22 protein-coding genes are annotated in these 26,909 nt (G+C 43.8%); 13 read left to right on the forward strand and 9 right to left on the reverse strand.

What is annotated here, in order from left to right:
• The first annotated feature begins 207 nt into the window (after positions 1 to 207).
• Together MARME_RS17025 and MARME_RS17030 are read left to right on the forward strand one after the other, a co-directional pair.
• Positions 208 to 5,031, forward strand: a complete 4,824-nt coding sequence (locus MARME_RS17025; RefSeq protein ID WP_013662503.1) for an NAD-glutamate dehydrogenase — start codon at positions 208 to 210, stop codon at positions 5,029 to 5,031.
• A gap of 50 nt (positions 5,032 to 5,081) precedes the next feature.
• The gene (locus MARME_RS17030) at positions 5,082 to 6,305 is read left to right on the forward strand and encodes an aspartate aminotransferase family protein (RefSeq protein ID WP_013662504.1); all 1,224 of its coding nucleotides are present in this window, start codon (positions 5,082 to 5,084) and stop codon (positions 6,303 to 6,305) included.
• Positions 6,306 to 6,427: 122 nt separating this feature from the next.
• Here the strand turns inward: MARME_RS17030 and MARME_RS17035 are convergent, their stop codons facing one another.
• Positions 6,428 to 7,294: a PhzF family phenazine biosynthesis protein gene (locus tag MARME_RS17035; RefSeq protein WP_013662505.1), complete on the reverse strand. Its 867-nt coding sequence runs from the start codon at positions 7,292 to 7,294 to the stop codon at positions 6,428 to 6,430.
• 205 nt (positions 7,295 to 7,499) lie between these two features.
• Here MARME_RS17035 and sbmA point away from each other — a divergent pair, with 205 nt between their 5' ends.
• The 5 genes from sbmA to MARME_RS17060 all read left to right on the forward strand — a co-directional run bounded on the left by sbmA (position 7,500) and on the right by MARME_RS17060 (position 12,755).
• The gene (gene sbmA / locus MARME_RS17040; protein WP_013662506.1) at positions 7,500 to 8,765 is read left to right on the forward strand and encodes a peptide antibiotic transporter SbmA; all 1,266 of its coding nucleotides are present in this window, start codon (positions 7,500 to 7,502) and stop codon (positions 8,763 to 8,765) included.
• Between the two features lie 265 nt (positions 8,766 to 9,030).
• Positions 9,031 to 10,209: an MFS transporter gene (locus MARME_RS17045; protein ID WP_013662507.1), complete on the forward strand. Its 1,179-nt coding sequence runs from the start codon at positions 9,031 to 9,033 to the stop codon at positions 10,207 to 10,209.
• Between the two features lie 490 nt (positions 10,210 to 10,699).
• Positions 10,700 to 11,080: a hypothetical protein gene (locus MARME_RS17050; RefSeq protein WP_013662508.1), complete on the forward strand. Its 381-nt coding sequence runs from the start codon at positions 10,700 to 10,702 to the stop codon at positions 11,078 to 11,080.
• A gap of 200 nt (positions 11,081 to 11,280) precedes the next feature.
• A complete protein-coding gene (locus MARME_RS17055) occupies positions 11,281 to 11,568 on the forward strand; it encodes an HlyU family transcriptional regulator (protein WP_013662509.1) in 288 nt (95 codons plus the stop codon).
• A gap of 134 nt (positions 11,569 to 11,702) precedes the next feature.
• Positions 11,703 to 12,755, forward strand: coding sequence for an alpha/beta hydrolase (locus MARME_RS17060; protein ID WP_013662510.1), 1,053 nt, complete (start codon positions 11,703 to 11,705; stop codon positions 12,753 to 12,755).
• On the opposite strand, the gene MARME_RS17065 is transcribed toward MARME_RS17060, so the two are convergent.
• Positions 12,743 to 13,576 (reverse strand): SDR family NAD(P)-dependent oxidoreductase, encoded by an 834-nt coding sequence (locus MARME_RS17065; protein ID WP_013662511.1) that lies wholly within the window; start codon positions 13,574 to 13,576, stop codon positions 12,743 to 12,745. The genes MARME_RS17060 and MARME_RS17065 overlap by 13 nt on opposite strands.
• A gap of 225 nt (positions 13,577 to 13,801) precedes the next feature.
• On the opposite strand from MARME_RS17065, the gene MARME_RS17070 reads away from it, so the two are divergent.
• The gene (locus MARME_RS17070) at positions 13,802 to 15,424 is read left to right on the forward strand and encodes a methyl-accepting chemotaxis protein (protein WP_013662512.1); all 1,623 of its coding nucleotides are present in this window, start codon (positions 13,802 to 13,804) and stop codon (positions 15,422 to 15,424) included.
• 92 nt (positions 15,425 to 15,516) lie between these two features.
• Here the strand turns inward: MARME_RS17070 and fghA are convergent, their stop codons facing one another.
• Positions 15,517 to 16,347 (reverse strand): S-formylglutathione hydrolase, encoded by an 831-nt coding sequence (fghA, locus tag MARME_RS17075; protein ID WP_013662513.1) that lies wholly within the window; start codon positions 16,345 to 16,347, stop codon positions 15,517 to 15,519.
• A gap of 72 nt (positions 16,348 to 16,419) precedes the next feature.
• Positions 16,420 to 17,535 carry an S-(hydroxymethyl)glutathione dehydrogenase/class III alcohol dehydrogenase gene (locus tag MARME_RS17080; protein WP_013662514.1) on the reverse strand — a complete coding sequence of 372 codons (1,116 nt, stop codon included), beginning with the start codon at positions 17,533 to 17,535 and terminating at the stop codon, positions 16,420 to 16,422.
• 188 nt (positions 17,536 to 17,723) lie between these two features.
• On the opposite strand from MARME_RS17080, the gene MARME_RS17085 reads away from it, so the two are divergent.
• From MARME_RS17085 to MARME_RS17100, 4 genes are all read left to right on the forward strand, one after another.
• Positions 17,724 to 18,620, forward strand: a complete 897-nt coding sequence (locus MARME_RS17085) for a LysR family transcriptional regulator (protein WP_013662515.1) — start codon at positions 17,724 to 17,726, stop codon at positions 18,618 to 18,620.
• 13 nt (positions 18,621 to 18,633) lie between these two features.
• Complete coding sequence (locus tag MARME_RS17090; protein ID WP_013662516.1) at positions 18,634 to 18,891, forward strand: DUF3820 family protein; 258 nt, start codon at positions 18,634 to 18,636, stop codon at positions 18,889 to 18,891.
• A gap of 116 nt (positions 18,892 to 19,007) precedes the next feature.
• Positions 19,008 to 19,721 carry an aspartate/glutamate racemase family protein gene (locus MARME_RS17095; protein WP_013662517.1) on the forward strand — a complete coding sequence of 238 codons (714 nt, stop codon included), beginning with the start codon at positions 19,008 to 19,010 and terminating at the stop codon, positions 19,719 to 19,721.
• A 195-nt stretch (positions 19,722 to 19,916) separates the two neighbouring features.
• Positions 19,917 to 21,884, forward strand: a complete 1,968-nt coding sequence (locus MARME_RS17100; protein WP_013662518.1) for a methyl-accepting chemotaxis protein — start codon at positions 19,917 to 19,919, stop codon at positions 21,882 to 21,884.
• Between the two features lie 122 nt (positions 21,885 to 22,006).
• Here MARME_RS17100 and MARME_RS17105 read toward each other — a convergent pair whose 3' ends face one another.
• The 5 genes from MARME_RS17105 to MARME_RS17125 form a co-directional block, all read right to left on the reverse strand.
• Complete coding sequence (locus tag MARME_RS17105) at positions 22,007 to 23,383, reverse strand: class II fumarate hydratase (protein WP_013662519.1); 1,377 nt, start codon at positions 23,381 to 23,383, stop codon at positions 22,007 to 22,009.
• Positions 23,384 to 23,570: 187 nt separating this feature from the next.
• A complete protein-coding gene (locus tag MARME_RS17110; RefSeq protein WP_013662520.1) occupies positions 23,571 to 23,918 on the reverse strand; it encodes a hypothetical protein in 348 nt (115 codons plus the stop codon).
• 285 nt (positions 23,919 to 24,203) lie between these two features.
• Entirely contained in the window at positions 24,204 to 24,683 is a 480-nt protein-coding gene (locus tag MARME_RS17115) for an FKBP-type peptidyl-prolyl cis-trans isomerase (protein WP_013662521.1), read from the reverse strand.
• A gap of 139 nt (positions 24,684 to 24,822) precedes the next feature.
• On the reverse strand, positions 24,823 to 25,401 hold the full coding sequence (locus MARME_RS17120; RefSeq protein WP_013662522.1) for a DUF1439 domain-containing protein: 579 nt from the start codon (positions 25,399 to 25,401) through the stop codon (positions 24,823 to 24,825).
• A gap of 3 nt (positions 25,402 to 25,404) precedes the next feature.
• Positions 25,405 to 26,286, reverse strand: a complete 882-nt coding sequence (locus MARME_RS17125) for a mechanosensitive ion channel family protein (protein ID WP_013662523.1) — start codon at positions 26,284 to 26,286, stop codon at positions 25,405 to 25,407.
• 190 nt (positions 26,287 to 26,476) lie between these two features.
• On the opposite strand from MARME_RS17125, the gene MARME_RS22900 reads away from it, so the two are divergent.
• Positions 26,477 to 26,893 carry a YebG family protein gene (locus MARME_RS22900; RefSeq protein ID WP_013662524.1) on the forward strand — a complete coding sequence of 139 codons (417 nt, stop codon included), beginning with the start codon at positions 26,477 to 26,479 and terminating at the stop codon, positions 26,891 to 26,893.
• Positions 26,894 to 26,909: the final 16 nt, after the last annotated feature.

Consider the following 26,909-nt stretch of genomic DNA (forward strand, 5'->3'; position numbering starts at 1 on the left):
ATTAAGAGCTCAGCTTTCTTTTTTTCAGCTATATTTAATTGTTGCGACACAAAGATATAACAAAATGTCGCTATTAAAAAAGTAGCAAACTTCTAAAACACTGTATTTTTCATAATAATGGTTAATGCGGGTTCGAAGAAGCTCTGACATAAATATAACTAAATAATAAGTTTAGACCACCACCCCCACTCATGAGGATGAGTTAACATGACTGACAGCAAAAAAGGCGAAATCATCGCCAGAATTGAAGCAGAAATTCACGATCACTTTTCCGCCACCGAAGCCGCGCAGCTAATTAACCTAAGCCAACTTTATTTTCATGACCTTCTGATTGAGGACATGGAAAATGAATCCATTGAAAACCTATACGGCAATATCGTCTGCCAATGGGATTTCATGAAGCAACGCACTATTGGCACGCCTAAAGTTCGTGTTTATAACCCGAACTACGAAGAACACAGCTGGCAGTCAACACACACTGTTATTGAAGTACTAACAGACGACATGCCGTTCTTAGTATCTTCTTTTAACATGGCATTGGTTCGACTTGGACTCACCATCCATTTTACAGCGCACCCAATGGTACCCGTTACTCGCTCTAAGAAAGGCGAACTAACGTCCATAGAGCTGGATATTAACAATCACTTTAACGAAGCACTTATTCGCTTCGAAGTGGACCGCCTGTCTGACGTCAATGTTATGGAGCAGATTAAGCAAGAATTGCTTTCTACTCTAGACGACGTAGTGAAATCTGTACAAGACTGGTCTGGCATGAAAGCCAAGCTTGGTGACATTATTAAAGAGTCATCAACATTTAAGCATCTGAAAGACGACCCGACCCACCAAGAGAATTTAGATTTCTTACGCTGGGTAGAAAACGACCACTTTACCTTTACAGGTTTCCGCGAATACGACTTAGTTCAAGGCGACAAAGAAACACACCTTAAACTTGTTGATGGATCAGGAATGGGGACATTCCGCGACCTTGATAAGCGCAAAGTGAAACGAGATATCACTCTAAGCGACCGCCTAGCTGAACTTGCTGTTGATCCAAACAACATATTAGTTATTACTAAATCGACGGCTATATCTACCGTACATCGCCCCGTTCACTTAGATTACTTAGGAGTAAAACGGTTCGACAAAAACGGTAAAGTTGTCGGAGAGTGGCGCTTCTTTGGCCTATACTCGTCAACCGCGTATGTTGCACGCCTTCAAGATATCCCGTTGCTACGCAAGAAGCTTGAGTACATTGTTGACAATATTAACGTTGACAATAACAGCCATAAAGGCAAAAACCTTAAGCACATTCTAAACAGCTACCCTCGTGATGAGATGCTACAAGCCCCCGCTGAGGAGCTGGCTCACACAATCGAAAGTATCTTAGCAATACAGGAACGTCGACAATTACGTGTCTTCTTACGTAAGGACATTTATGGCCGATTTCTTAACGCATTGGTCTATGTTCCACGTCATCGCTACAACACCGAAATGCGTATCAAGATGCAAGAAATCCTTATGGAAGCTTGCAATGGCACAAGCTCTGAATTCAACGTTCAGTTCTCACAATTAGTCCTAGCACGTGTCAATTTCACTATTCAAATTGCGGACCCGCAAACGAATCGCGTTATCGATGCTCAAGACATTCAATCAAAAATGCAGGAAGCAATGGCGTCGTGGGAAGACAAACTTCTCGAAGCGCTGCATACCAGCATGGGTGAAGAAAAAGGCAATCAGCTTTTCGAAGCTTACGCGCCTTACCTTCCAGCGGCTTACCGTGAAGACTTTTCTCCTAATGCGGCCGTTTTAGACATTGAACGTTTAAACGAGTTAGCAAGCGAGGGCGACATTACAACGCATTTGTATCGCCAAGTGGGTCAGTCAAAGAACAACTACTTCTTTAAAGTATACGGTTCTGGTACAACGCTTATTCTATCTGATGTACTTCCAATACTTGAGTGCATGGGGCTTAGAGTACTAGAAGCTCGCCCGTACGAACTTGACCAGAATGGTGACGGCAAAGCCAACACTTGGGTTGTAGAGTTTGCGATCAGTGTGAACGACGGCGTCAACCTAGAGAAAAAGACACAACGTGAAGCCTTCCAAGACGCGTTTAATCAGGTCTTCTTACGCCGTGTTGAAAACGATCGATTCAATGCCTTGGTACTGGATGCATCTCTAACGTGGCGTCAGGTCACTATGCTTCGTGCCGTGACTAAATATCTAAATCAGTTGCAAATTCCGTTCTCACGTCCGTACATGCAACAAACATTAGAGAAAAACGCTAATATTGCGAAATTATTGGTACAACTCTTTGAGCAACGCTTCCATCCAGAAATGGAAAGCAAACGCGAAGACAAAATTGCAAAACTAGAAGAAAAGCTCGAAGCGGCCTTTGATCAGGTTGCAAACCTGGATGAGGATCGAATCCTTAAGCATTATCTATCCGTTATTCAAGCAATGCTTCGTACTAACTTCTACCAAGTCTCAGAATCCGGCGACGTGAAAGATTACGTGTCTTTCAAACTGGATCCAACTCAGATTCCTGCTGTCCCTTTGCCACGACCTCAGTTCGAGATTTTCGTCTACGCACCTTGGGTTGAAGGTGTTCACATGCGAGGCGGTAAAGTTGCTCGTGGCGGCCTTCGCTGGTCAGATCGTATGGAAGATTTCCGTACTGAAGTCCTAGGGCTGGTTAAAGCGCAAATGGTTAAAAACGCCGTTATCGTTCCAGCTGGAGCAAAAGGTGGCTTTGTTGCTAAGCAATTGAAGAAAAACGCGTCTCGTGAAGAAGTTCAAACAGAAGTAGTGCGTTGTTACACCACGTTCATTTCTGGTTTGTTGGACATCACTGATAACCTAGTACAAAACGAAGTTGTACCACCACTTTCAGTAGTTCGTTATGACGAAGATGACCCATACCTAGTTGTTGCAGCCGATAAAGGCACAGCCACCTTCTCTGATATTGCGAACAGCATTTCTGAGAAATACGGATTTTGGTTAGGCGACGCATTCGCTTCTGGGGGATCAAACGGTTACGACCATAAGAAAATGGGCATTACCGCACGCGGCGCATGGGAGTCGGTTAAACGTCAATTTAAAGAAATTGGCCTCAACTGTCAGACAACGGATTTCACCGCAGTCGGCATTGGCGATATGGCAGGTGACGTATTCGGTAACGGCATGCTGCTTTCTGAACATACCCGTTTGGTCGCTGCGTTTAACCACATGCACATTTTTATCGACCCGACACCAGAGGCGGCGGCTTCATTCGAAGAACGTAAACGCTTATTCGAATTACCTCGTTCGTCTTGGGAAGACTACAACAAAGCGTTGATTTCAAAAGGCGGCGGCATCTTTAGTCGTAGCGCGAAATCCATTCCAATCAACGCAGATATTCGTAAAGCGCTTGGCATTGAAGGCAATGCGAAATCAATGGCGCCGACCGATTTAATTTCTGCCATTTTGAAAGCCCCTGTCGACCTACTTTGGAATGGCGGCATCGGCACCTATGCAAAATCGGAATCTGAGTCACATGCCGACGCAGGCGACAGCGGCAACGATGCACTGCGCGTTAACGGTAATGAACTACGATGCAAGATTGTCGGTGAAGGCGGTAACCTCGGCTTAACTCAGAGAGCACGAATCGAGTTTGCGCAAAATGGCGGTTTGATGAGTACTGACGCCATCGACAACTCTGCCGGCGTAGACAGCTCTGACCACGAAGTAAACATCAAAATTCTGCTTAACCGTGTCGTCGAGAATGGCGATATGACTGAAAAGCAACGCAACACGCTTTTAGCAGAAATGACGGACGAAGTAGGCGAACTGGTACTTAGTCACAACGTTGGCCAAAGCCATGTCTTGTCTCTGGAAAATTCACAAGCCTCAGAGAAACTGGCTGACCATTGGCGTTTAATGTTGTCTCTAGTTCGCGAAGGCCGCTTGCACCGTCAGATCGAGTTCTTGCCAACAGACGGTCAAATTCGCAAACGTATGAACAAAGGAGCTGGTCTAACCAGACCCGAAATTTCGGTACTGCTCGCATATGCCAAGATTAAGTTCTACACACAGTTGGTGGAAGACGGTATCGGCAGTGATGCGGATTTGATTGAGCAGATTAAAGATTACTTCCCGAAGCCGTTAACCGAACGTTTTGGCGACGACATGGCAACTCACCCACTGGCGCAAGAAATTGTGGCAGCGCACGTTACCAATAATGTCGGTAACCGTATGGGGCCGACATTTGGCACCCATGTTCAGGAAGAAACCAGTGCGTCAGCATTGAACATTGTGCGTGCTTACATGGCAGCCGAAGAGATCTTTGGCATCCCTGCACTTTGGGATGCGATCAACAATCTTGATTTCCAAGTTGAAAACGATGTTCTCAATAAGCTGCTCATCCGCATTCAGGTTTTGGCTGAACGCGCGACATTATGGTTACTACGAAATACGCGTGAAAGCTTGTCGATTCAACGCTTGATCGAGACTTACAAACCTGGTGTCGAAGCCATTCGCGCCAATATGCAGGCGATTCTAACCGAACCAAGCCTAGCGCATTTGGACGAGTTGACGGCATCACTGACTGAACAAGGTGTTCCTGAAGATGTTGCGAAAGCAATGACCTCAAACCATTACTTGTTCTACGGTTTGGATATCATTCGAGTGGCCACTAACACAGATCGAGAAGTATTAGACGTCGCTCAGACGTACTTCACGCTCGAAACTGATTTGGACCTTCATTGGTTACGTCATAGTGTTAATGACTTACCGGCTGACGACATGTGGTCTCGTAGAGCCAAAGCAGGTCTTGGCGACGAAGTCGATAACGGACTTCGCACGTTGACTCAAGAAGTCATTCAAACGAGTGCAGAGATCAACGAACTAGAAGAACGTTTGAGTCATTGGCGTGAGCTAAACAGTGACAATATTAGTCACTATCGCGCGACCTTTAACGAAATAAAAACAGAAACAGATTTAAGCCTAGCAATGATCTCTGTTGCTATTCGTGAGCTAAGAAATCTGATATAAACCTAAGGCGGTCAAACGACTGACCGCCGGAATTTTAAGAGGTAGATAAAGTGACAGAGCAAGTAACGAGAGCAACCTTTGACGAAGTAATGGTTCCAAACTACGCACCTTCGGATATTATTCCAGTGCGCGGTGAAGGCTCTCGCGTTTGGGATAAAAATGGAAAAGAGTACATCGATTTTGCTGGCGGCATCGCCGTCACCGCACTCGGGCACTCTCATCCAACATTGGTAAAAGCGATGCGCGATCAGGCGGATCAGCTTTGGCACCTATCCAACGTGATGACCAACGAACCTGCACTCCGTTTAGCGAAAAAGCTAACGGAAAAAACCTTTGCTGAACGCGTCTTTTTCGCGAACAGCGGCGGTGAAGCAAACGAGGCTGCTTTCAAACTTGCTCGACGTTACGCGTACGATCATGTTGGCCCTGAAAAGCATGAAATCATTTCGTTCTATAAGTCATTTCATGGTCGTACTTTATTTACGGTTACCGTCGGCGGACAACCAAAATACACGGAAGGTTTTGAACCCGCACCGGGAGGCATCAAACATTGTGATTATAATGATATTGAGCAACTCAAGGGGCTGATATCAGATAAAACATGTGCTGTTGTGATGGAACCGATTCAAGGAGAAGGCGGCGTTATTCCAGCCAACCTTGAATTTGCTAAACAGGTTCGTGAACTATGTGATGCACACAATGCACTGCTTGTTTTCGATGAAGTGCAATCTGGTGTGGGTCGTACCGGTACGTTCTTCGCGTACGAACAACTGGGTGTCACTCCTGACATTCTTACGTCGGCAAAAGCGTTAGGCAATGGTTTCCCTGTCGGCGCAATGTTAACCACAGAGAAAATCGCAAGCAGTTTGGCTTTTGGTACGCACGGTAGCACGTATGGCGGCAATCCTATGGCCTGCGTTATTGCCGAAGCGGTGATCGACATTATCGGCACTGACGAGGTTCTTAGTGGCGTTAAGAAACGTCATGAGTTATACGTGGAAGGCTTAAAAGCGATTAACGACAAATACAATGTATTCAAAGACATTCGAGGTATGGGGCTGTTAATCGGTGCCGAACTGGTCGATGAACTCGCTGGACACGGTAAAGACTTCTTCGCTGAAAGTGCAAACCAAGGCTTGCTTATATTGGTTGCCGGGCCAAACGTTATCCGCCTAGCGCCGTCACTGATCATTCCAGAAGAAGACATCAAAGCCGGACTTGAGCGCTTTGAAAACACGATCAAAGTTGTGCTTGAGACATTATCAACTAAATAACAGCGCCTGAAGTAACAACATACTGAATCGCAATAAGTAGCAAACCTTTTAGTTGCATTTGTTAGCTCAAAAAAAAGGCGTTTGATATCAAAATCAAACGCCTTTGCTTTTTCTACTAGCGGTTAGAACCCGCTCAAGCTCCACTGTCGCATTAAATTAGCAGTCCCTTTTACATAGACTTTTTGAATTTCGTCGTCTTGAATATCAAGTGACGCATGCAACGCTGACGGACTGCCTAACACTCTTCCTTGTTCGAACCACGCCTCATCAATACCATAATGTCTGAACATGAAGGTGATCAAAGCACCACATGCACTGCCTGTCGCAGATTCTTCGTTGATGCCTACCAGCGGCGCGAAATTTCGAGCGCTTGCTGTAAAATATTCGACGGCTGGATTCACTTCAAAAATATGAAAACCCAATACGTTATGCTCTTTCGAAAACCGTTCTATTAATTCGAAATTAGGATTCAGTTTATCCAGTACCCCATTAGGTACTTGCATTAACACTTCAGCCACTCCCGTTGAAATTATCTCTGGCATTGGCATACCTTCATTGAACATAGATTTATTCATACCGAACAATTCGATAGAGTCGAATGCAGATAAATACCCCTTTAAATGAGGTTTAACTTGCTCTTGAGTCACAAAGCCCTGTCCATCTATTTCAACCCCTAGAACACCGACCTTACTTTCTTGGCAATACTGACCTGTATTTAACACACCTAAGCGGTTCATTAGCCAGAATGTAGCTAATGTTGCATGCCCACAAAAATCAATTTCACTTGTTGGCGTATAAAACTCAATCTTAAAATCTGCGACTTCGCTGCGACTAACAAACGCCGTTTCCGACACACCAATTTTCGTTGCTATTCTTTGTCTCTCTTCCTTTGGTAGTGAATCAGCGTGCAGCACGACACCAGCTGGATTCCCCCCAACACCTTGGAATGTAAACGCATTGACTAAGTAAACGATATTATTCGATATCAACTCGGCACCTTCTGTGCAAGAAACATTGAAAACTGTTTTCTAAAACAAAAACACAGCTTAGTGTTTTAAATATGGATAGACAACCATGAAACTTATGTTGTTTTGTGAAGTCTGAGACGATAACGACCATCTACTTCATTGTTCTTGTTAAGTAAGTGGTTTAAGCTGACAAACTGTGCAAAATTATTGAATAGAGAGCCCAAACGTGTTCGATTCCTTTTTTCCCAAACCCAGATTATTTTTTCTAAGCTTCGCTATATGGGCACTATTATGTGTCACTGGTTGGTACACGCTTGTGCAAGATCTTGGAAGCACACTGAGCTTAGCGTACTTCTTTGGGGTTGACTTCCCCGCAACACTGTCTGCTGAAGCAGACGCTGCGGCTCAAGCAGCCTTTCAAAGCACCCAAAGCACTGCGCTCAACTACTGGCTATGCCAGTATATGGCTGTTTGTTATGGCTTATTTATTGCTGGGTGGATGATATACGGTGGACAAAAGTGGGCTAAGTGGTCTGTTGCGGGGTCGGCACTAATTATGTTTATCACCTGGTTCCACGTTCAGGTTGGTGTTTGGATCAATGAATGGTATGGCACTTTCTACGACCTTATTCAAAAGAGTCTAACAACTCCTGGAGAAGTCACTTTACAAGAGTACTTCTTCCAACTGTCTTCCGTCACAGTAATCGTTCTGATATCCATGACTGTATCTATATTTAAAAGCTTCTTTATCAGCCATTATGTTTTCCGCTGGCGTACTGCAATGAACAATGCGTACACGAAAAAATGGGGAAACGTGCGACATATTGAAGGGGCTTCCCAACGTATTCAAGAAGACACTATGCGCTTCGCTTCTATTGTCGAAGGATTAGGGGTACGTTTTCTAGATTCAATCATGACTCTTATCGCTTTCCTCCCAATTCTATGGACGCTTTCCAGTTATGTAAAAGAGCTTCCATTAATAGGAGAAGTACCACAAGCACTAGTATTTGTTGCTATTCTTTGGTCTGCATTTGGTACAGCATTACTTGCCATCTCAGGTATAAAATTGCCTGGCCTTGAGTTCAACAATCAAAAAGTTGAAGCTGCTTACCGCAAAGAGCTAGTCTACGGAGAAGATCATGTTGAACGGGCGGAGCCGGAGCATTTAAAAGAACTCTTCAGCGGAGTCAGACAAAACTATTTCAAACTCTATTTCCATTATTTGTACTTCAATGTCGTTCGATATTCTTATCTAGGTTTCGGCCAGTTCATACCTTTTATCGCACTCGGGCCGTCTATCGTTGCAGGTGCGTTTACGTTGGGTATCATGCAAAGAATCATTTCTGCATTTAACCAAGTTGAAGGCTCCTTTCAGTTTTTGGTGAGCTCATGGACCACGATAGTAGAGCTCCTCTCTATTCACAAACGTCTTAAAGCTTTTGAAAAAGAAATCGGCGAAAATGAAGCTTCAATGACAATAGATAACGCTTAGACACCATAAATTAATCAAATTGAGTGTGGTAGAACATCTATACCATCTCACCACACTCATATTAACTAGCACAGCCATAAAGCTAAGCGTTATACTCCTAGCTAAATTGTTGCCCTAACTAAGCTCAAGTCAATTGAGACTGAATTTGCAACTACCTATAGGCGTAGGCGTGGCTTTTTAGCGGTCTCGTAGACTCTCTCATTTATGTTTAACAGAGCGCCTTTAATAGAAACCACTTTCTATTCGTTTCACTATTGGACTGACTATGTTTGGAATTAATGTTTGGGGACTCGCCCTCGGACAAGCTCTGCTTATAACTGGCAATATACTCCTTATTTCGGTGACGGCATTGGTCGGTCAACATTTGGCCCCCGAACTAGGGTATGCAACGCTGCCTATTGCACTTCAATACATTGGTCTCATGTTTGTCACACTTCCCGCTGCACATGTTATGAAATGGGTGGGTCGAAAGAAGGGCTTTCTAATTGGCAATGTACTGGGCGTTGTCGGCGCCTGTTTAGCCTACATGGCTTTGTCGGTCGACAACTTCTATATTTTTTGCTGTGGTACATTCATGCTGGGGATGTCTATAGGCGTTAGCCAGCAATACCGTTATGCCGCCGCAGAACATGCTCCGTCAAACAAAATACCACAGGCTATTGGCTTGATTATGGGCGCTGGTGTTATTGCAGCGATTTTGGGGCCTAATCTTGCAATCTGGTTTGAGAACTGGATTCCAGATATCCAGTATCAGGGTGCGTTTCTAGCGCTCATTGTTGTTTACCTCATCACGATGGTTCTGATTCAAACCTTACCGTTAAAAAAGCCAACTATTGAAGAACAAAAAGGCCCAACAAGAAGCTATAGGGAGCTTCTGAAACAAAATGATTTAGTCGGTGCTATCGTCGCAGGTGCGATCGGATATGGCGTGATGGTATTAATTATGACGGCCACGCCACTAGCAATGATGCATGCAGGTCATGACTTCAGTCACACTGCCTCGACCATTCAATGGCATGTTCTGGGTATGTTCGCACCCTCATTTTTTACAGGCAAGCTCATCAGCAAATTTGGCTGTAGTAAAGTGATTCAAACAGGCTGTCTAATGCTTGTTGCGTGTATTGCGCTAACGCAATTTGGCGCAACTTATTGGCATTTTAGTATTGCATTGGCTTTCTTAGGTATCGGCTGGAATTTCACCTTTATAGGCGCAACAAGTCTATTAACAGGCACTTACCGACCAGCAGAAAAAGCCAAAGTACAAGGACTTAACGATTTGGTTGTTTTTAGCTGTAGCGCAGTAGCCAGCTTATTGGCGGGTTATTGGCAAAATTTACTGGGATGGGAACTCTTGAACCTAATGATGGTTCCTTTGATATTCTGTGCAATGATTACCATCGCCGCAATTCGTAAAAGAGCAGAACTTTATACAGAGCCGAGTTGACGTATCACCATAAGCGCAGCACTTCTATCGTTTGTTGCGCTTATCCTTGTTTGCACTCACAATATGCACTTCTTAAATTCGTCATCAAGCAGTCTTCTGAGATCTATTCACCAAGCCCCTACCTTCCGATTTTACAATAACTATATTAATTACCAATAATGCCGATTTAACGCACTTTAACTAAATTTAACAACTTAAAGTCGCACTTTAGGGGATATTCTCAAGAAATCATAATAGATTATATGTGTTATTCACCAATTAGATCCAAAAGTTTAACTATTAAGTGTAAACTTATGAAACTATAATGAACGTTTGTGTAAAAACCCCAAAATATTATGGCGAAAGAACGCCACTTTTTAATAATACTTTACTTAACCCTTTTACTTCTTAGGCGATAACTACTCTAAGGCGTTATTGATAATGATTTGAGTAGTATTGGCTCGACGCACTCGGCAATAGCCTGCTTCTAGAAGCAAAAGGAAGGTTTAACATGATTGAATCCCTTAACGTACAACAGACTGTCATACAAGAACGACGACAGAGGTTGAATCAAAGTCTTAGCTCTTTGTTCGGCGTGCTCGTGAGTGAAGATAAAAGTGCAAAACTGCAAGCAAACCATGACTGCTTATTTGCGGCTGATCAATTAGTAGAAAGCTTACCTACCTCTTTAATTCCCACTTGGTTATCTGAACTGCAAGCATGGTGTCGATGGTACAAGGACAACTTTACAGCGATTGATGCCAATGCCATTTTGTTTAATCATCTCAACATTATTCATCACGAGCATTTCCTAAACTCAGATGAGAAACAAGAAGCAACTCACAGCTCCGATTTTAGCGGCCTTTATAAGCTCTTCCAGAAAGGAATATAACGAAGGACGGGCAGAACACTGCGGCCTAGCTAAAAAGCGGCAAATAGAGCCTCTGCCTCACGCGTTCACAGAACGCTCTCTTACCCAATCACTTTTCTTACATAGACCAACTCGCCAACCGTGTCGTTTTGATGCTATCGTCTAGTAAAGCGACTATTATAACGTCTACATTAAATGACACGCTAAAAGGTAGTATTACAATGAGTTTTTTATCTGGGCTTAAAAATTTATTTTCTGGTGCTGACGCCCAATCACAACCCGTAGAAGAGAGCATCGATTACAATGGCTTTTCCATTACTCCAGCGCCAATAAGTGAAGGTGGCCAATTTCGTGTCGCTGCCAGTATTTCGAAAGGTGAAGGCGAGAGTCAAAAAAACCATAAGTTTATCCGGTCAGATCTAGTGCCAGGCCGCGACCAGTGTCTTGAGCTCACCATCAGAAAAGCAAAGATAACAATCGACCAATTGGGAGACCGCTTGTTCGATTAGACACTTATACATTTGTCGACCCACATAAAGCACGCTGAGAAGGCGACATGATGATAACAAGCTCGGAAATTAACAATGCGTTTCGTTGAGTTCTGGGCGATTATGTTTCGCCTTCTCATTAAGGGAAGTAGCCCGTGACAAAAGACCTTTACACTATCGCAGCGATGAAGCTTTCAACCGTTCACACAATAGAAAGCAGTATCAAGACAACAGATCATCTCGGCGATGCTTTCACGTATAGGACATTGACGTTTAGGTCTAATGATCGTTTTTCTGAATCTACGTTGGTACAACATCAACCTAAAGCAACCGCCTCTCGCGCTATACTTTATTTACACGGTTATACCGATTACTTCTTTCAATCCGGTCTCGCTGAGTTGCTCACTGAGCAAGACTGGGCGTTTTATGCAATAGATCTGCAAGGGTACGGTCGATCCATTCGTCCTCAACAACCTGAGAATCGCTGTCGTTCATTGTCTGTTTACCATAACGACCTAATATCAGCGCTAACAACCATAAAAAAAGAGGGTTATGAAGAGTGTGTGATTCTAGCCCATTCCACAGGTGGACTGATTGCCTCCCGTTTTATACAAGTGATCGACGCCGTTCAAAAACCCGGTACGGACAAACAGACAAGCCGTCTTTTAGAGAATATGGCAACGGTGTCAGGGTTAATACTTAACAGCCCATTTTTGGCCTTGCCCTTCTCACCTCAAACGAATAAAAGAGTAACGTCGGTCATTCACTTTTTAACCACCACACTTCCTTTTATCTCAAAGCACAGTAACGAAGTGAACACTTACTCTAAATCAATACATAAGCATTATGAAGGACAATGGAATTATCGATTAGATTGGAAGCCCGCCAACGGTTTTCCTTTGTCATTTAGGTGGCTAAGAGAAGTCATTAAGACACAAAGAGAGCTTTTAGAAGCCCCTCAAGTCTCCCTCCCTACTCTGATGTGTCACTCAGATAAAACGACCAGACATGAAAAATCATGCTCAAAAATGACCGCTGGTGATGGCGTTCTGAATATCGACAGTATGATGAACGCGGCGAACCAAATTTACCGCAATCTTGAAACAAAAAAGGTCGAAGGTGGTTACCATGATCTTTACTTGTCACCAGAGCACATTCGTAAGAATTACATTGCGAGTATTTCGGTTTGGCTTGATCAGCTCCCTTGAGCACGCATAATTCGATCTAACAAGCGGGTTGGGAGTACGCGTCTCAATACGTCTGCTACATATGTCGGTGTTGTTACAAAATATCGAGGTTTTGCCATCTTAGCTTCTAATGCATGTCGAAGTTTAGCAACCACCGCTTCCGCTTGAAGCGTATGTTTTGACGCTGGACCTGGGTTAGAGAGGCGCTCAATGGCTTCATCATAGCCTTTTTGATGACGACTTTCGGCAATATTAATATTTGCTTGAAGTGCCTTTAAGGCATTGGCTCTAAATTGACTTTCAATTGGGCCTGGCGCAATTAAACTCACCTGAATAGGCGTGTCTGAAAGCTCCATTCGCATCGTATCCGTTAACCCTTCTAACGCAAATTTACTGGCATTGTATGCGCCTCGAAAAGGTGCTGCGACCATACCCAATACAGAGCTGTTCTGCACTATTCGACCATAACCTTGCTGCAACATGATTTTTATTACACGAGTTGTTAACTCATGAGTGCCGAACAGGTTCGTTTCAAACTGAAGCCTTAACGCCGCAGTAGGTAAATCCTCTACCGCTCCAGGCTGTCCGTAAGCGCCATTATTAAACAACGCATATAATGTCCCCCCGGTAATCTCTAACACGCTATTAAGCCCGCTTTTTATCGACTCCTCAGAAGCGAGGTCTAACACAACAACATGTTTTATCCCTTGCTGCTTGAGCACTTCAACATCGCTCTCGGTTCGAACACTGGCGACAACCAAATAATCTAAGGTCTGTAACCGTTTAGCGGCTTCCAAACCAATACCAGACGAACAACCTGTTATTAAAACCGAAAATTTCATTGATCACCCTTGTTATTCTTCAATATCATCGTTCGAGCGTATATTTTCCACTCGTTTAATACACACTCGAAAAAGTGATGTTTATTAGAGCATTTTATAGCATTTAGTACATCTATTGATCTATGTCAGCACTTGAGTTTTATATAAGTCGATAATTCTCCGTAATAATAACAGAGGGGAATGGGGGCGTTTTAGCCCACCCCATAAGGCTTGGAGATAGGATTTATGGCACTAAAAAACATATCAGTGGCGACAAAGCTTTGGTCATTAGTAGCAGGATTTCTAATCATAATGATCACGTTCGAAACGGCAGCCTATACGGAACTGTATGACACCTTACTAAATGGTCGAAAGCAACAAGTGAAAGAACAAGTGGAAAATGCGTACTCCCTTATAAATCACTATGTCGACAAAACAAACGAGCTTGGTAAAGATGAAGCTCAAAGACAGGCACTTGAAGCAGTTTCTTCCCTTCGTTTTGGAGATAAAGGGTATTTTTGGGTAAATGACCTTAATCACACACTCCTAGCACATCCGCTACGCCCCTCCTCCGTTGGCAAAGACATGAAGAATGTCAAAGACGCTAAAGGACAACACCACTGGCAGGCCATGGTTGACGTCGCGCAATCCAAGGGTGAAGGATTTGTCGAATATTACTTTATGCCACCGAACTCCGACGAAGGTCAATCCAAGGTATCGTATGTCAAAAAACAAAATGAGTGGGGTTGGGTTGTCGGTGCCGGTGTACTGTATTCAGAAGTGACAAACGAATTCTGGGCATCCTTTAAGCTGTCATCAAGCATAGAAGGGATCATTGTCGCCATTGGGGTTATGCTAAGCGCTATGCTAGTACGTAATATCACCCAACCTCTTAAACAGGTTACGAACCATCTACAAATATTGGCTCAAGGCGATATGATGCAGCGAGTGTCTATTAATCGAAATGATGAAATAGGAAAATTAGCCTTTGCCGCCAACACCTTGTCAGAGCAGCTAAGCCATACTCTTAGTAGCGTTGCAGATGCAATCAACGAGCTTCAATCTGTCACCGTTCAAATGAATGAAAACACATCAAGTACAAAGAGTGGCGTCAACAATCAGTTTCAAGAAGTAGATAAGCTTGCCGCGGCAATGAATGAAATGTCTTACTCCATAAAAGACGTCGCACAGCATGCAAAAGACACGGCCATCGCGACGCAATCCGTTCAAACTATTACGCAGGAAAGCAGTCAAAATTTGAGTGAAACCAATCAAAACATTCACGTATTAACCCGTCACGTGGAAGATGCGAATCAGGTTATTATCCAGTTATTAAAGCAAACCACGGACATCGATGCCGTCCTCGACGTTATCGGAGACATTTCAGAGCAAACAAACCTTCTCGCATTGAATGCCGCTATCGAAGCAGCACGCGCAGGTGAAATGGGACGTGGTTTCGCCGTTGTTGCAGACGAAGTAAGATCACTTGCCAGTCGCACTCAAGAATCAACCGTTGAAATTCAAAAGATCATTGCTACCCTTCAAAGTCAGTCTAATACAGCAGCTGAATCAATGAAGAATAGTACCCAGCAAGCAGAAGAAAGCGCTGAAATTATGAATATCGCGTCCGATAAGCTGAAGCATATGACATCGGAAGTTAACGATGTTTCAGACCGCAGCCACCATATCGCGACAGCGGCCAGCCAGCAAGGCGCAGTGGCAGAAGAGATCAACGAAAACCTTCTAGGAATACGAAATGTCTCAGAAAGAGTGCTTGAAGACACAAAACAACTCAGTGACGGTAGCCAGTTAATTGCGGAAATGACCAACTCTCTGCATTCTCAAATTAACCAATTTAAATTTTCTTAAGCGTTTTACGTTATTTTAGAAGCACAAAAAAGCCGGTAAATAAGACATTTACCGGCTTTTTAGCGATAAGCTCGTTAGAGTTTCAAATCACATTACTTTAAGGCGCTTGCGTGATGTTCTAAATGATCATCAATAAACGACGCGATAAAATAATAACTATGGTCGTATCCCGGCTGGCGACGCAAAGTTAAAGGGTGATCCGCGGCAAGACAAGCCGCTTCTAATGCTTCTGGTTTCAATTGCTCAACCAGAAAATCATCTGCTTCCCCTTGATCCACCAGCAATGGCAGTTTTTCCTTCGCGTTCGCAACCAACAAAGAAGCATCCCATTCTTCCCAAGTCGCCTGATCTTCACCCAAATAGCCTTTAAAAGCCTTATGCCCCCACGGACACTGAGTTGGGTTTGAGATCGGAGCAAATGCGGAAACAGACTGATAACATCCTGGATTTTTCAGTGCGCATATTAATGCACCGTGTCCACCCATAGAATGTCCAGAAATTGAACGTTTTTGGGTGACAGGGAAATGCTCTTCAACTAAGTGAGGCAACTCCTGAACAACATAATCATACATATGATAACTATGTCGATAAGGGTCCACTGTCGCATTCACATAGAATCCCGCTCCAGAGCCAAAATCATAACTATCATGCTCTTCTGGGTAATCGGTACCGCGAGGACTGGTATCGGGACAGACAATGGCTAAGCCCAATTCGGCCGCTTTTTTAAATGCGCCGGCTTTTTGGATAAAGTTTTCATCCGTGCAAGTTAAGCCAGATAACCAATACACTACCGGAACCGCTTGGTTTTCAGCCTGAGGTGGCAAATAAATGGCAAAGGTCATGTCACCTTTTACAGACAAACTCTCATGTTTGTATCGCTTTAACCAGCCGCCGAAGGTTTTAGTGCTGGATATGAGTTCCATATTGTTCTCCTTAGGATTCGCACCGCCATTCGTGGACGATGCGCATCATTGAATTACGGTATAGGCTCACTCTTACTGATCAAACAGAATCACGGTACGAATACTCTTACCTTCATGCATAAGATCAAAAGCGTCGTTGATTTTTTCCAGCGACATAGTATGAGTCACAAATGGATCGATTTCGATTTTGCCATTCATGTAGTCTTCCACATAACCTGGTAATTGGCTGCGCCCTTTTACGCCACCAAAAGCAGAGCCTTTCCATACGCGGCCTGTTACCAATTGGAATGGGCGAGTAGAAATTTCTTGGCCCGCACCCGCAACACCGATAATGATGGATTCACCCCACCCTTTATGGCAGCACTCAAGTGCTTGACGCATAATTTGTACGTTACCGATACATTCGAACGAGTAATCCACGCCGCCATCCGTCATGTCGACGATTACCTGCTGAATTGGCGCATCAAAGTTCTTCGGATTAACACAATCGGTTGCGCCAAATTGAGTCGCCATTTCAAATTTAGATTCATTAATATCAATGGCAATAATTTTCGAAGCACCCGCCATGCGCGCGCCTTGGATCACAGATAAACCAATGCCGCCCAGACCGAATACAGCAACCGTTGCGCCTTCTTCGACTTTAGCCGTGTTCAATACCGCACCAATACCTGTGGTGATACCACAACCTAGTAGACACACTTTTTCCAACGGCGCATCGACGTGAATTTTCGCCAATGAAATTTCAGGTACCACACTGTATTCAGAAAAAGTTGACGTGCCCATGTAATGGAAAATAGGCTCGCCATTAATACTAAAACGGCTAGTACCATCAGGCATTAAGCCTTTACCTTGAGTTTCACGAACCGCCTGACACAAGTTAGTTTTGCCAGATTTACAGAATTTACACTCGCCACACTCAGCCGTGTACAAAGGGATCACGTGATCGCCCGGTTTTAGCGTGGTAACCCCTTCACCAACCGCTTCAACGACACCCGCGCCTTCGTGACCCAAGATAGCAGGGAAAATACCTTCTGGATCGTCACCTGATAGAGTAAAAGCGTCAGTGTGACAAACACCTGTTGCCACCATGCGAACAAGTACTTCGCCAGCTTGTGGGTCCTGAACATCCACTTCTTCAATTTTTAACGGTTGGCCTGGTCCCCAAGCAACAGCTGCTTTACATTTCATTGCGCACTCCAAAAATTGGTTTGAATTCGACATTTTCTACATTAAGTAAAAGGAGTTTAGTCGTAAATCATTGAGGCGATAATGTTCATTTTGGCAATTTATTATTGCCATATAGCAATAATGTTTTAAAAACCATACCAAATAGTTATAATATAACATCTTATATTGAATCAATTGAGGCCACCATAATGAAAAACTGGGAAGCAATGGAAGCCTTCGTAGAAGTGGTTCGACAGGGCAGCTTTTCAGCAGCGGCCATAAAACTAAGTGTCTCTGCTTCTCATATCAGTCGCTTAGTGACGCAACTGGAATCCGAACTGGGCAGCACACTCTTGTTTCGCACAACCCGACGGATTCGCTTAAGTGAAGCGGGTGAGTTGTATTATCAACATTGCCGAGGCTTACCTGCCGCTCTCAGCAGTGCCGAAGAAGTCATTTCATCACTGAATCAAGCGCCGATTGGTTCCTTTAAAATGACCTGCGCAACGACCTTTGGTGAGCGATACATAGCACCAGTCATGAACGACTTTTTGACTACCCACCCCAAAATTGAGTTGGATCTACACCTTACCAACCGCGCCGTGGATCTGATCGAGGAAAATTACGATCTGGCCATTCGGATGGGGGCAATGAAAGACTCTAGTCTACTGTCTCGACGTCTTTGCGATCGTCAAGAATTCCTGTGTGCTTCGCGAGAATACATAGATCAATACGGTATGCCGCACACCTTATCTGAGCTCAATAAACATAAATGTTTAATTGGCTCCAAGAACCATTGGCTATTTCAGCAAAATGGCCAACGTAAAGAAGTCAAAGTCAGCAGTCAGTGGCGCAGCAACTCTGGTCTAGCCTTACTAGACGCGGTCAAAAAGGGATTGGGAATTGCCCAATTACCCGATTATTACGTTCGAAAAGAATTCGATTCAGGTCGCCTCGTACCATTATTATCGCAATATCAATATCCCTACAGTGGCGTGTGGTTGGTCTATCCGAAATCACAAACGCCATCGCCCAAGTTAAAAGCAGTGTGTGATTTTCTGATTCACCGCTTTGAACATGATAAGATTCTCGACATATCGACCTAGTGAGACGATTAAGATGTTTGAAAAAGAAGATTTAGTACAGGTAGCTCGCCAAACAATGCCGTTTGGCAAATATCAAGGTCAGTTGCTGATAGACTTACCCGAGCCTTACTTACTGTGGTTTTCTCATGAAGGCTGGCCTGAAGGCAATCTAGGTCGATGGCTCCAGCTAACACTTGAAATCAAAGTAAACGGGCTAGAAAACCTCGTCGAGCCATTGAAAGCACCCAAAGAGCCCACTCGCTCTAAAGCGCAGATCAGTATCAAGTTTTAACGATGAGATATCGCAATACTGCAATACAGTCCTCCTTTTAATGATGATCATCTGTATCGGGACAAAGTATTGCCTTCGCTCTACACTAATAGAAAATGGCAAACAAGGCGTGTGATATGAAAACGATTGGAATATTAGGTGGCATGAGTTGGGAGTCCACCAGCTTATATTACAAGATCATCAATGAAGACACTAAGAAAGCGCTGGGCGGTTTAAATTCAGCCAAAATACTCCTAAGCAGTGTCAACTTCGCTGAAATCGCGGCGCTTCAGCACGCAGACAACTGGCCAATGCTCGGCGAGGTATTATCAAGCGAAGCGCAAAGACTCGAACAAGCAGGCGCCAATTTCCTCGTCATTGCCACCAATACCATGCATAAACTGGTGCCTGAGATACAAGCAAAATGCCAGCTTCCCATTCTACATATTGCGGATAAAACCGCTGAATTGATTGTCGAATCAGGCTATAAGAAAGTCGCATTTTTAGGCACACGTTTTTCGATGGAAAGTGAGTTTTATGTCAAACGCCTGTCGGCAAACTATGGCTTAGAGGTTCTCATACCAAATGAACAAGACAGAGAAATAATCCACAACGTGATTTATAAGGAGCTTTGTCAGGGAAAAATCAGCGCCTCGTCAAAAAAACATTATCTCCAAATTATTGAAAAGCTTCGGTCTGAAGGTGCAGAATGCGTCATCGCTGGCTGCACAGAAATCACTCTACTCATCAAACAACAAGATCTCGCAATACCTTTGTTTGACACAACCCAAATACATGCAAGTGCGGCTGCCGTAAATGCGCTCGTTGACGAGCTAAATAATACGCCCTAGATAGTGCGCTCATAATAAATATTTATTTGTCTCGACTTCGTAATATATATCATTAAAAATAGAAATATCAGAATGAGACCTATATACGAAGTCGAGAGCGAATCAATAACCAATCTATTTTTAGCACGGTAATAGAGCGCTTAGTCGTTGTGTAAAGATCTCGAATTATAACGATGGCTTTCGAGAGATCTATCTATGAAAATTAAGAGCAAGCTGCTCATAGCATTTTCGGTCGCGACACTACTCCCCGTCGCCCTAGTAACCATAATCACCGCAGTACTGTCTTCCAATCAAGCTTTAGAAGACTTTTCTGAAAACAGTAACCAAACACTCGCCGCTGTCGAAAAGTCATTTGATCAATTTATTGACGACATACGACATGTGGTCGGCTACCTCTCTGAAAGCGATAACGTTACCGCCGCGAATGCCGCACCACTTACAACCTACTATGAAACATCCGGCAAGGCACCCAGCGCTGTGTCACAAAAAGTAGGTGGACGAGAAGCCGCTCTTTTCAATATGTTTGAGGATCTAGGCAAGAACAACCCAAACTATGTTTACGTCTATATGGGGGACAAAGACGGCGGTTACATGGAATGGCCGGGCACTTACGGGTACAGCGAGTGGCACCCTAAAAATGAACCTTGGTATGATATAGCGGTTAAAAACGCAGGCAAAACCGTTTTAAGAGAAGCTTATTACTGGGAGCCTGATGATGCAGTCTATGTATCCGCGGTTCGATCGTATAATAAAGGTAATCAGCTAGGCGGTGTCGTTGCGATCGATTTCTCGATAAAAACCCTGACGGAAATGGCTCGACAAACCAAACTAGGTAAAGAAGGCAGCCTAATGGTAATTGAGGACGGTGGGACCATTCTGGTCGACGCGCTGCATCCTGAAAATAACTTTAAAGCGGTCAACAGCCTTAGCGGTGAGGCGTATCAAAAAATAGCAAATACCTCATCTGGCCTAGTCCGTTTCTCACTCGAAGGAAAAGACTATGCGGCGAACGTCTACACCTCCCCCACTCTAAAATGGAAATTTGTTGGATTGGTTCCAACATCAGAAATTTATGCCGGCTCAATCGAACTCATTAAGACAACGATTTTAGTCAGTAGTGTTTTGTTGATCGCGTTTATCCTACTTAGCTTCTTTATTGCCAAACGCTTGATTACTCCAATCGAATCTGTCTCTGGACACCTGCGAGTCATCGCCGAAGGTGAAGGCGATTTAACTGCTAAAATTGACACCGATTCAAATGATGAAACCGGTGTGCTCTCAAACTGGTTTAACCAATTTATCGAAGCAACACGCAAACTCATTCAAGACATTAAACACTCTAGTATCGAAATTGACGACACGGCGGCGAAAACCGCAGAGAAAGCGCACGATGTCGCGCGCTCAACCGGCGATCAACTGCAATCTATTGAACTGATTTCGGCAGCGGGTCAGCAAATGGTGCTTGCGGCGAACGAAGCGGCCGAGAACTGCGTTCACACCGCTAAATTCTCCGAGCAAGGGCTGGAAACAACCGTTGCGGGTAAGAAGCTTATCCAAACTAATGCCGACGGCGTTACGCGTCTTGGAAGTCGACTGGAGGAATCGAATAGAATCATTTCGGATTTGGAGAAAGAGACCGGTAACATCAATCAAATTCTATCGACGATTCAAGACATCGCAGAACAAACAAACTTACTTGCCTTAAACGCAGCAATCGAAGCCGCGCGAGCTGGAGAGCAAGGTCGAGGATTTGCAGTCGTTGCAGATGAAGTTCGTAGCTTGGCACAACGAACTCAAGAATCAACGGAGCAGATCGGTGGCATACTGACACAGCTATCCAGCAAAACCAGTCAGGCCTCACGTTCTATGATCGAAAGCCTCAACGAATCCGAAAACGCAACAGGGCTTTCAATGGAAGCACTTAACGCATTTAATAAAATCGAAGAGGTTGTGAAGCAAATGAAAGACATGACCATGCAAACAGCGGCCTCGGCTGAAGAGCAACGAGCCGTTACGGAAGATGTGAATGCGAACATCACAAACATCAGTGATTCCGCACACCATATCTCCTCCATTTCTGACGAAGTAGCGACACTTTGTAAACAACAGGATTCCTTGAGCAAACACCTTTTCGCTATGGTGACTCGTTTCAAGACAGAATAAAAAAGGCTAAAAAAAGGGAGCGAAAACGCTCCCTATGCCCTGTTCGAGTCTAATTGATGCCAGTCACTAGATTCGGATGATTGAAGGGCAGAACTTATGACGAAAGATGACCAAGAGCGTGTCTATAACCCGCCTTCAGTCAATGCCTTTGGATCAAGCAGCCTCGTTAGCTCTTCACGACTCAGGTCAGTCTCCTGCTCTGCAACGTCAATGATCGCTCGACCCTCTCGGTAAGCCAGCTTGGCTATCTCGGCAGCTTTTAGGTAACCAATGATGGGGTTTAATGCCGTCACAAGAATTGGATTCTTATCCAATGCTTCGTTCAGCTTATCTTGATTCACTTCTAACGTGTCGATCGCTTTTTCAGCCAATAAGACGGCGCTGTTTGAAAGCAACTCAATACTGAACAATAAATTAGCGGCGATAACAGGCAACATCACATTTAATTCAAAGTTTCCAGACTGCCCGCCAATCGTGATCGTCGTATCATTCCCGATGACTTGCGCTGCGACCATGGCTGTCGCTTCAGGAATAACTGGGTTTACTTTACCCGGCATAATAGAGGAGCCAGGCTGGAGTGCTTCTAATGTAATTTCACCTAACCCAGCAAGTGGACCCGAGTTCATCCAACGCAAGTCGTTTGCAATTTTCATAAAAGTAACTGCAATGGTTTTTAATACTCCAGACACCGCTACTACGGTATCTTGGGAGCCAATGAGCGCAAAGAAATCATCCGCTGGGACAAAGTCAACATTGGTAAGATTACCCAATTCTTTTGCGATGAGCGTAGCGAATTCAGGATGAGCATTTATGCCAGTCCCAACCGCCGTTCCACCTTGAGCTAAACGCAGTAGTTTTGATTTTACAGCGGTTAGATTGTCGATGTTATCTTGTATCTGCGACGCCCATGCATTAAATGTCTGATCAAACCGAACGGGCATCGCATCCATCAAATGCGTACGGCCTGTTTTCGTAACCCCTTTTAGCGCCGTCGCCTTTGCTGAAATTCGAGCTTTTAAGTGCTGTAGCGCAGGCAATAACACATCAGAAATTTCAATCGCTGCACTTACATGAATGGCACTAGGAATGATGTCATTACTACTCTGCCCAAAATTGACGTGATCATTAGGGTTCACATTATCGGTGGCGTGCTTTGTTGCCAGCGTTGCAATGACTTCATTGGCATTCATGTTAGAACTGGTGCCCGAGCCCGTTTGAAAAATATCAACGGGGAAATGCTGCATAATATCATTCTGTTCGAGAAGTTCATTACACGCAGACTCAATCGAACCAGCAACGTCTTTCGACACACAATCCAATTTAAAATTGGTGCGTGCAGCCGCCAATTTTATCAGTACAAGCGCTCGGATAAACGCTTCTGGCATTGGTTTCCCACTGATCGGAAAATTGTTAATTGCACGTTGAGTTTGAGCGCCATACAGCGCATTTTCGGGTACTTGAAGTTCCCCCATACTGTCTTTTTCTATGCGTACATTCACGTTTATATCACTCATTTTTAGGTACTTTTTCTAAAACACTTTTTTACTCAGTACTTTTCTTTTAAGTACATTTTGTCAGTACTTTTTATCAGCACTTTTTTGCAAGTGCTTTGAATACTCTTTCTTCCACACGGGGTCCCGAGGGAACCCTAGAAAGAGTAAGCTCTCGCCTCTGACGGATAGATTGCTATTGCGTTAAGTAACGACGACTTAGCGTGCGTAAGGCTTGCTCTAATTGGAAATAGTCTGTCGCGTCCTGCTCAGTGATAATTAAGCGGTTTAGCTTTTGAAGAGGTCGATAGATATGATCAAGACACATTGATCTCCAGTGATACGCGACGTTTGTATCACAGATGGTTTCTAGCAATACATCGAACACGCGACGATACAAAGTATTTGCATCCGATACGTTTAGTCGTTCCGCGTAACGCTCGCAGGTTTTTAAGTAATGCTCTAGCACCTGAGGAGAATCCTCGCAGTGCCCTCGTTTAATAACTTGCTCAAGTACTGAAAAAGGAACAATAAAATGACTCATAGCTAACCTCTCAAGGATGCAAATGATAATAATTATCATATTGAGTCAGGATACGTACTCTGTCAAGAACGAAGTAAGAATTATTTATTTTTTATAATGAGAATCATTAATTTAATGTTTCAGATCAAGTTTGAGCGAATGAACGGCACTTTATGAAAACGGCGAATTGATAAATGCTATTTAGAGAGGAAACTTTCTAAAGCGTAACCTTAGGGAAAATCACTAAGGTTACGCGGTGATGGGCTAATAAGATCAAAAGATACGGATTAGCTGTATTCGCTAAGATTAGTGGTGATGACCGCCCACACCATGAGCATGGCCATGTGCGACTTCATCTTCTGATGCTTCACGAGTATCGATAATCTCTACCGAGAAGGTAAGCTCTTTGCCTGCTAACGGGTGATTTGTATCGACCGTCGCATGCTTAAGACCTGCTTTAATGATGGTAACCTGACGCATCCCTTGATCCGTTTTAATCATTGCGACCATTCCAGGCTTCCAACGTTTAGCGCCTTGAAGGTGCTTAATCGGCACCTGCTGAGCAGCATCGTCTTTACGCTCACCGTATGCATCAGCGCATGCAACCGTGACGTCAAATTGATCACCTGTATCTCTGCCTTCCATTGACTTCTCAAGGCCAGGTATTATGTTGCCGTGACCGTGTAAATAGGCAAGTGGATCACTGCCAGCGGACGTTTCAATCAGCTCATCACCCTCACGTAAAGTGTAATGAAACTGCACTACGGTGTTTTTAGAAATTGCCATGTTGGTTCCTTAGAGAGCTCGTAAGCAAAAGCGCAATTTTACACGAGCTAATTACATTGGGAAGCATTGCCTAATAAAGAGCGGTTGGTAAAGAGTTTTTAACAAAGAAGTAACAGCGAAGGCTTAACAAACAAGCGCTCTAAAAAACACCAAACTCTAAGGCATCATCGGTAATGTGTATTTCATCTATGAGCGTTGCTGCCAGTTTCTCAGTTGCATTATGATCTAAGCGATAAATAGGATGCACATCAAAATACTGTACAATCGCTTGCTCTAACTCATCGTGAACACTTCCCAAGGTTGATCTGAGCATCTGATCGCTAAAGTTCGTTCCCTGTACAGAGACTTCAGTCAGTTTAGGGGCAACGAGATAAACCAGATCGTCATCAAGCCGAACGCCCGACTCTAGTTTTGGCACCAAGGATGTCGTCATCGTAAAGGTTTTTCCAAAGGCTTCTATTGAGCCTTGAATATCCGTATCCAAGACGATTTTAACAATACCGCCAAACTCCGAGCTCAAATCAATATCTGCACGCTTAACTAACAATACGAGATCCAGTGCTTTGTCTTCCAATGTCAGCCTAATTCGGTCAGGTTGTTTTTCTGCCAACCTTGTTGCGACCTCTCTATTCAGCGCTTCCTCGCTTAAACTCACGCCATTACAGCCGCTTAAAAACAGCGGAAAAAGCACGATCAGCAGTAAACTAGTCTTTCTCATTCTTTAACCTTGTTCCAATTGTCTTATATTTCGTTTTTTAAACCAAAGATGCATAAAATCTTCTGTGACCTTCTGCTCAATTTCGACCGCTTCTTCTGTTGGGCAAAATAAAGAGACGGTAAACACATTAAATCCTTCGGATGTTGTCGTTATTCTGACTCTAGGTTCTGGACCCGAGATCTTAATATCCAGCCGTTTTTCAATCAGACTATTATATCGAATCGCGACCTCGTGAAAGTGCTCACTGTACTCTCGCAATCGTTCTAAAATCTCATCTTTAATTTCAAACAGATTCACGTCATCAGTGTGTCTTGATATGGAAAAACTATGCTCAATGTAGCGGCGCATGTAATTCAAGTTTTGAACCGCAGACGTCAATAGTTGACTATTTGGCACGACGGTCGTTCTACCTGTATAGGCATAACTTCTGCCGATAAGGTCAACTTCAAATAAGGTTGTCGAAAGCCAATCACTGTCCGTTACTTCACCTTCATATTGACCTATTTTGACCCAATCTCCGACCTGATATGGTCGAGCACTGGCCTTATAAAATGCCCCGACAATACACTGAATAAATTCCTTTAACGCTATAATTAACGCCACAATAAATGCGGCGATGGATATAGCAATATTTTGAAGTTCAGTCGACCATATAATGATTAACCCGACGACCATCAATAAGTTTAAAAAATTATCAATGGCATTCAGCCGTTGTCTTTTAATATCGTGCTCTAAGCGTGGGTGAATACGTACTAACCTTTTGGTATATCGCCGAAGAACAAGGATAGCGACCACCCAAACCAGCGTATAGGGAAGTTCAGAATTAGTAGATAAAAACGTCCAATTTAAATCAGACATATTAAGTTGTGAGAAATCGAAATTCACCCGTTATAGACCTTCAAAAATAAATCATAGTAAGAACGATATTAGCACCAATGACCTTCGCTGTTTTGTGCTGACAACCACTAAAACAAACGTATCCATTCCATACAGCATAATACAGGACAAATAGGACTAGACAATGAAGCTATATACTGTATATTTATACAGTATATTATCTGAGAGGTGCTCAATTATGCCTGTAATTATTAAATATGTTGTAGAACGTAACGGAAGTGAAAAAATGACCTTTACGAACAAGTCTGATGCTGATGCGTATGACAAATTGCTGGATACCGCTGATGCCTTAGCAGACCTTATCTCATCTGGATATATACTAGAAGACCCTGCTCAAGTCGAGACACTGGCCATGTTCTTAGCTAACAATAAGAATGACGTGCTCGCAGCGCTTGGCAACAAACGCAAAAAAACGAAACCTTCGCTTGATGCTACCTCTGAAAAAGCGTCAGACATTCAACCTAAGTCACCCGACCTGTTGGATGAACTCGTTATCGAACCAGACGAAGACACCGCCTATTCAGAAGACGATATCTCTGAAAGCACCACGCAGTTTGAAGCGGTCGATGATTACCTAGATACTGATGCCGCGTAATCAAAAAAACGTGGGA

The sequence above is a fragment of the Marinomonas mediterranea MMB-1 genome (assembly GCF_000192865.1).
Lineage (GTDB): Bacteria > Pseudomonadota > Gammaproteobacteria > Pseudomonadales > Marinomonadaceae > Marinomonas > Marinomonas mediterranea.

What these genes read in the sequence shown, in the direction of transcription:
- fghA (WP_013662513.1), bottom strand. Translation starts at nt 16,347, where the DNA reads ATGGAACTCATATCCAGCACTAAAACCTTCGGCGGCTGGTTAAAGCGA.
- MARME_RS17095 (WP_013662517.1), top strand. Translation starts at nt 19,008, where the DNA reads ATGAAAACGATTGGAATATTAGGTGGCATGAGTTGGGAGTCCACCAGC.
- MARME_RS17065 (WP_013662511.1), bottom strand. Translation starts at nt 13,576, where the DNA reads ATGAAATTTTCGGTTTTAATAACAGGTTGTTCGTCTGGTATTGGTTTG.
- MARME_RS17100 (WP_013662518.1), top strand. Translation starts at nt 19,917, where the DNA reads ATGAAAATTAAGAGCAAGCTGCTCATAGCATTTTCGGTCGCGACACTA.
- MARME_RS17090 (WP_013662516.1), top strand. Translation starts at nt 18,634, where the DNA reads ATGTTTGAAAAAGAAGATTTAGTACAGGTAGCTCGCCAAACAATGCCG.
- MARME_RS17025 (WP_013662503.1), top strand. Translation starts at nt 208, where the DNA reads ATGACTGACAGCAAAAAAGGCGAAATCATCGCCAGAATTGAAGCAGAA.
- MARME_RS22900 (WP_013662524.1), top strand. Translation starts at nt 26,477, where the DNA reads ATGCCTGTAATTATTAAATATGTTGTAGAACGTAACGGAAGTGAAAAA.
- MARME_RS17110 (WP_013662520.1), bottom strand. Translation starts at nt 23,918, where the DNA reads ATGAGTCATTTTATTGTTCCTTTTTCAGTACTTGAGCAAGTTATTAAA.
- MARME_RS17055 (WP_013662509.1), top strand. Translation starts at nt 11,281, where the DNA reads ATGAGTTTTTTATCTGGGCTTAAAAATTTATTTTCTGGTGCTGACGCC.
- MARME_RS17050 (WP_013662508.1), top strand. Translation starts at nt 10,700, where the DNA reads ATGATTGAATCCCTTAACGTACAACAGACTGTCATACAAGAACGACGA.
- MARME_RS17085 (WP_013662515.1), top strand. Translation starts at nt 17,724, where the DNA reads ATGAAAAACTGGGAAGCAATGGAAGCCTTCGTAGAAGTGGTTCGACAG.
- MARME_RS17045 (WP_013662507.1), top strand. Translation starts at nt 9,031, where the DNA reads ATGTTTGGAATTAATGTTTGGGGACTCGCCCTCGGACAAGCTCTGCTT.
- MARME_RS17115 (WP_013662521.1), bottom strand. Translation starts at nt 24,683, where the DNA reads ATGGCAATTTCTAAAAACACCGTAGTGCAGTTTCATTACACTTTACGT.
- MARME_RS17120 (WP_013662522.1), bottom strand. Translation starts at nt 25,401, where the DNA reads ATGAGAAAGACTAGTTTACTGCTGATCGTGCTTTTTCCGCTGTTTTTA.
- MARME_RS17080 (WP_013662514.1), bottom strand. Translation starts at nt 17,535, where the DNA reads ATGAAATGTAAAGCAGCTGTTGCTTGGGGACCAGGCCAACCGTTAAAA.
- MARME_RS17070 (WP_013662512.1), top strand. Translation starts at nt 13,802, where the DNA reads ATGGCACTAAAAAACATATCAGTGGCGACAAAGCTTTGGTCATTAGTA.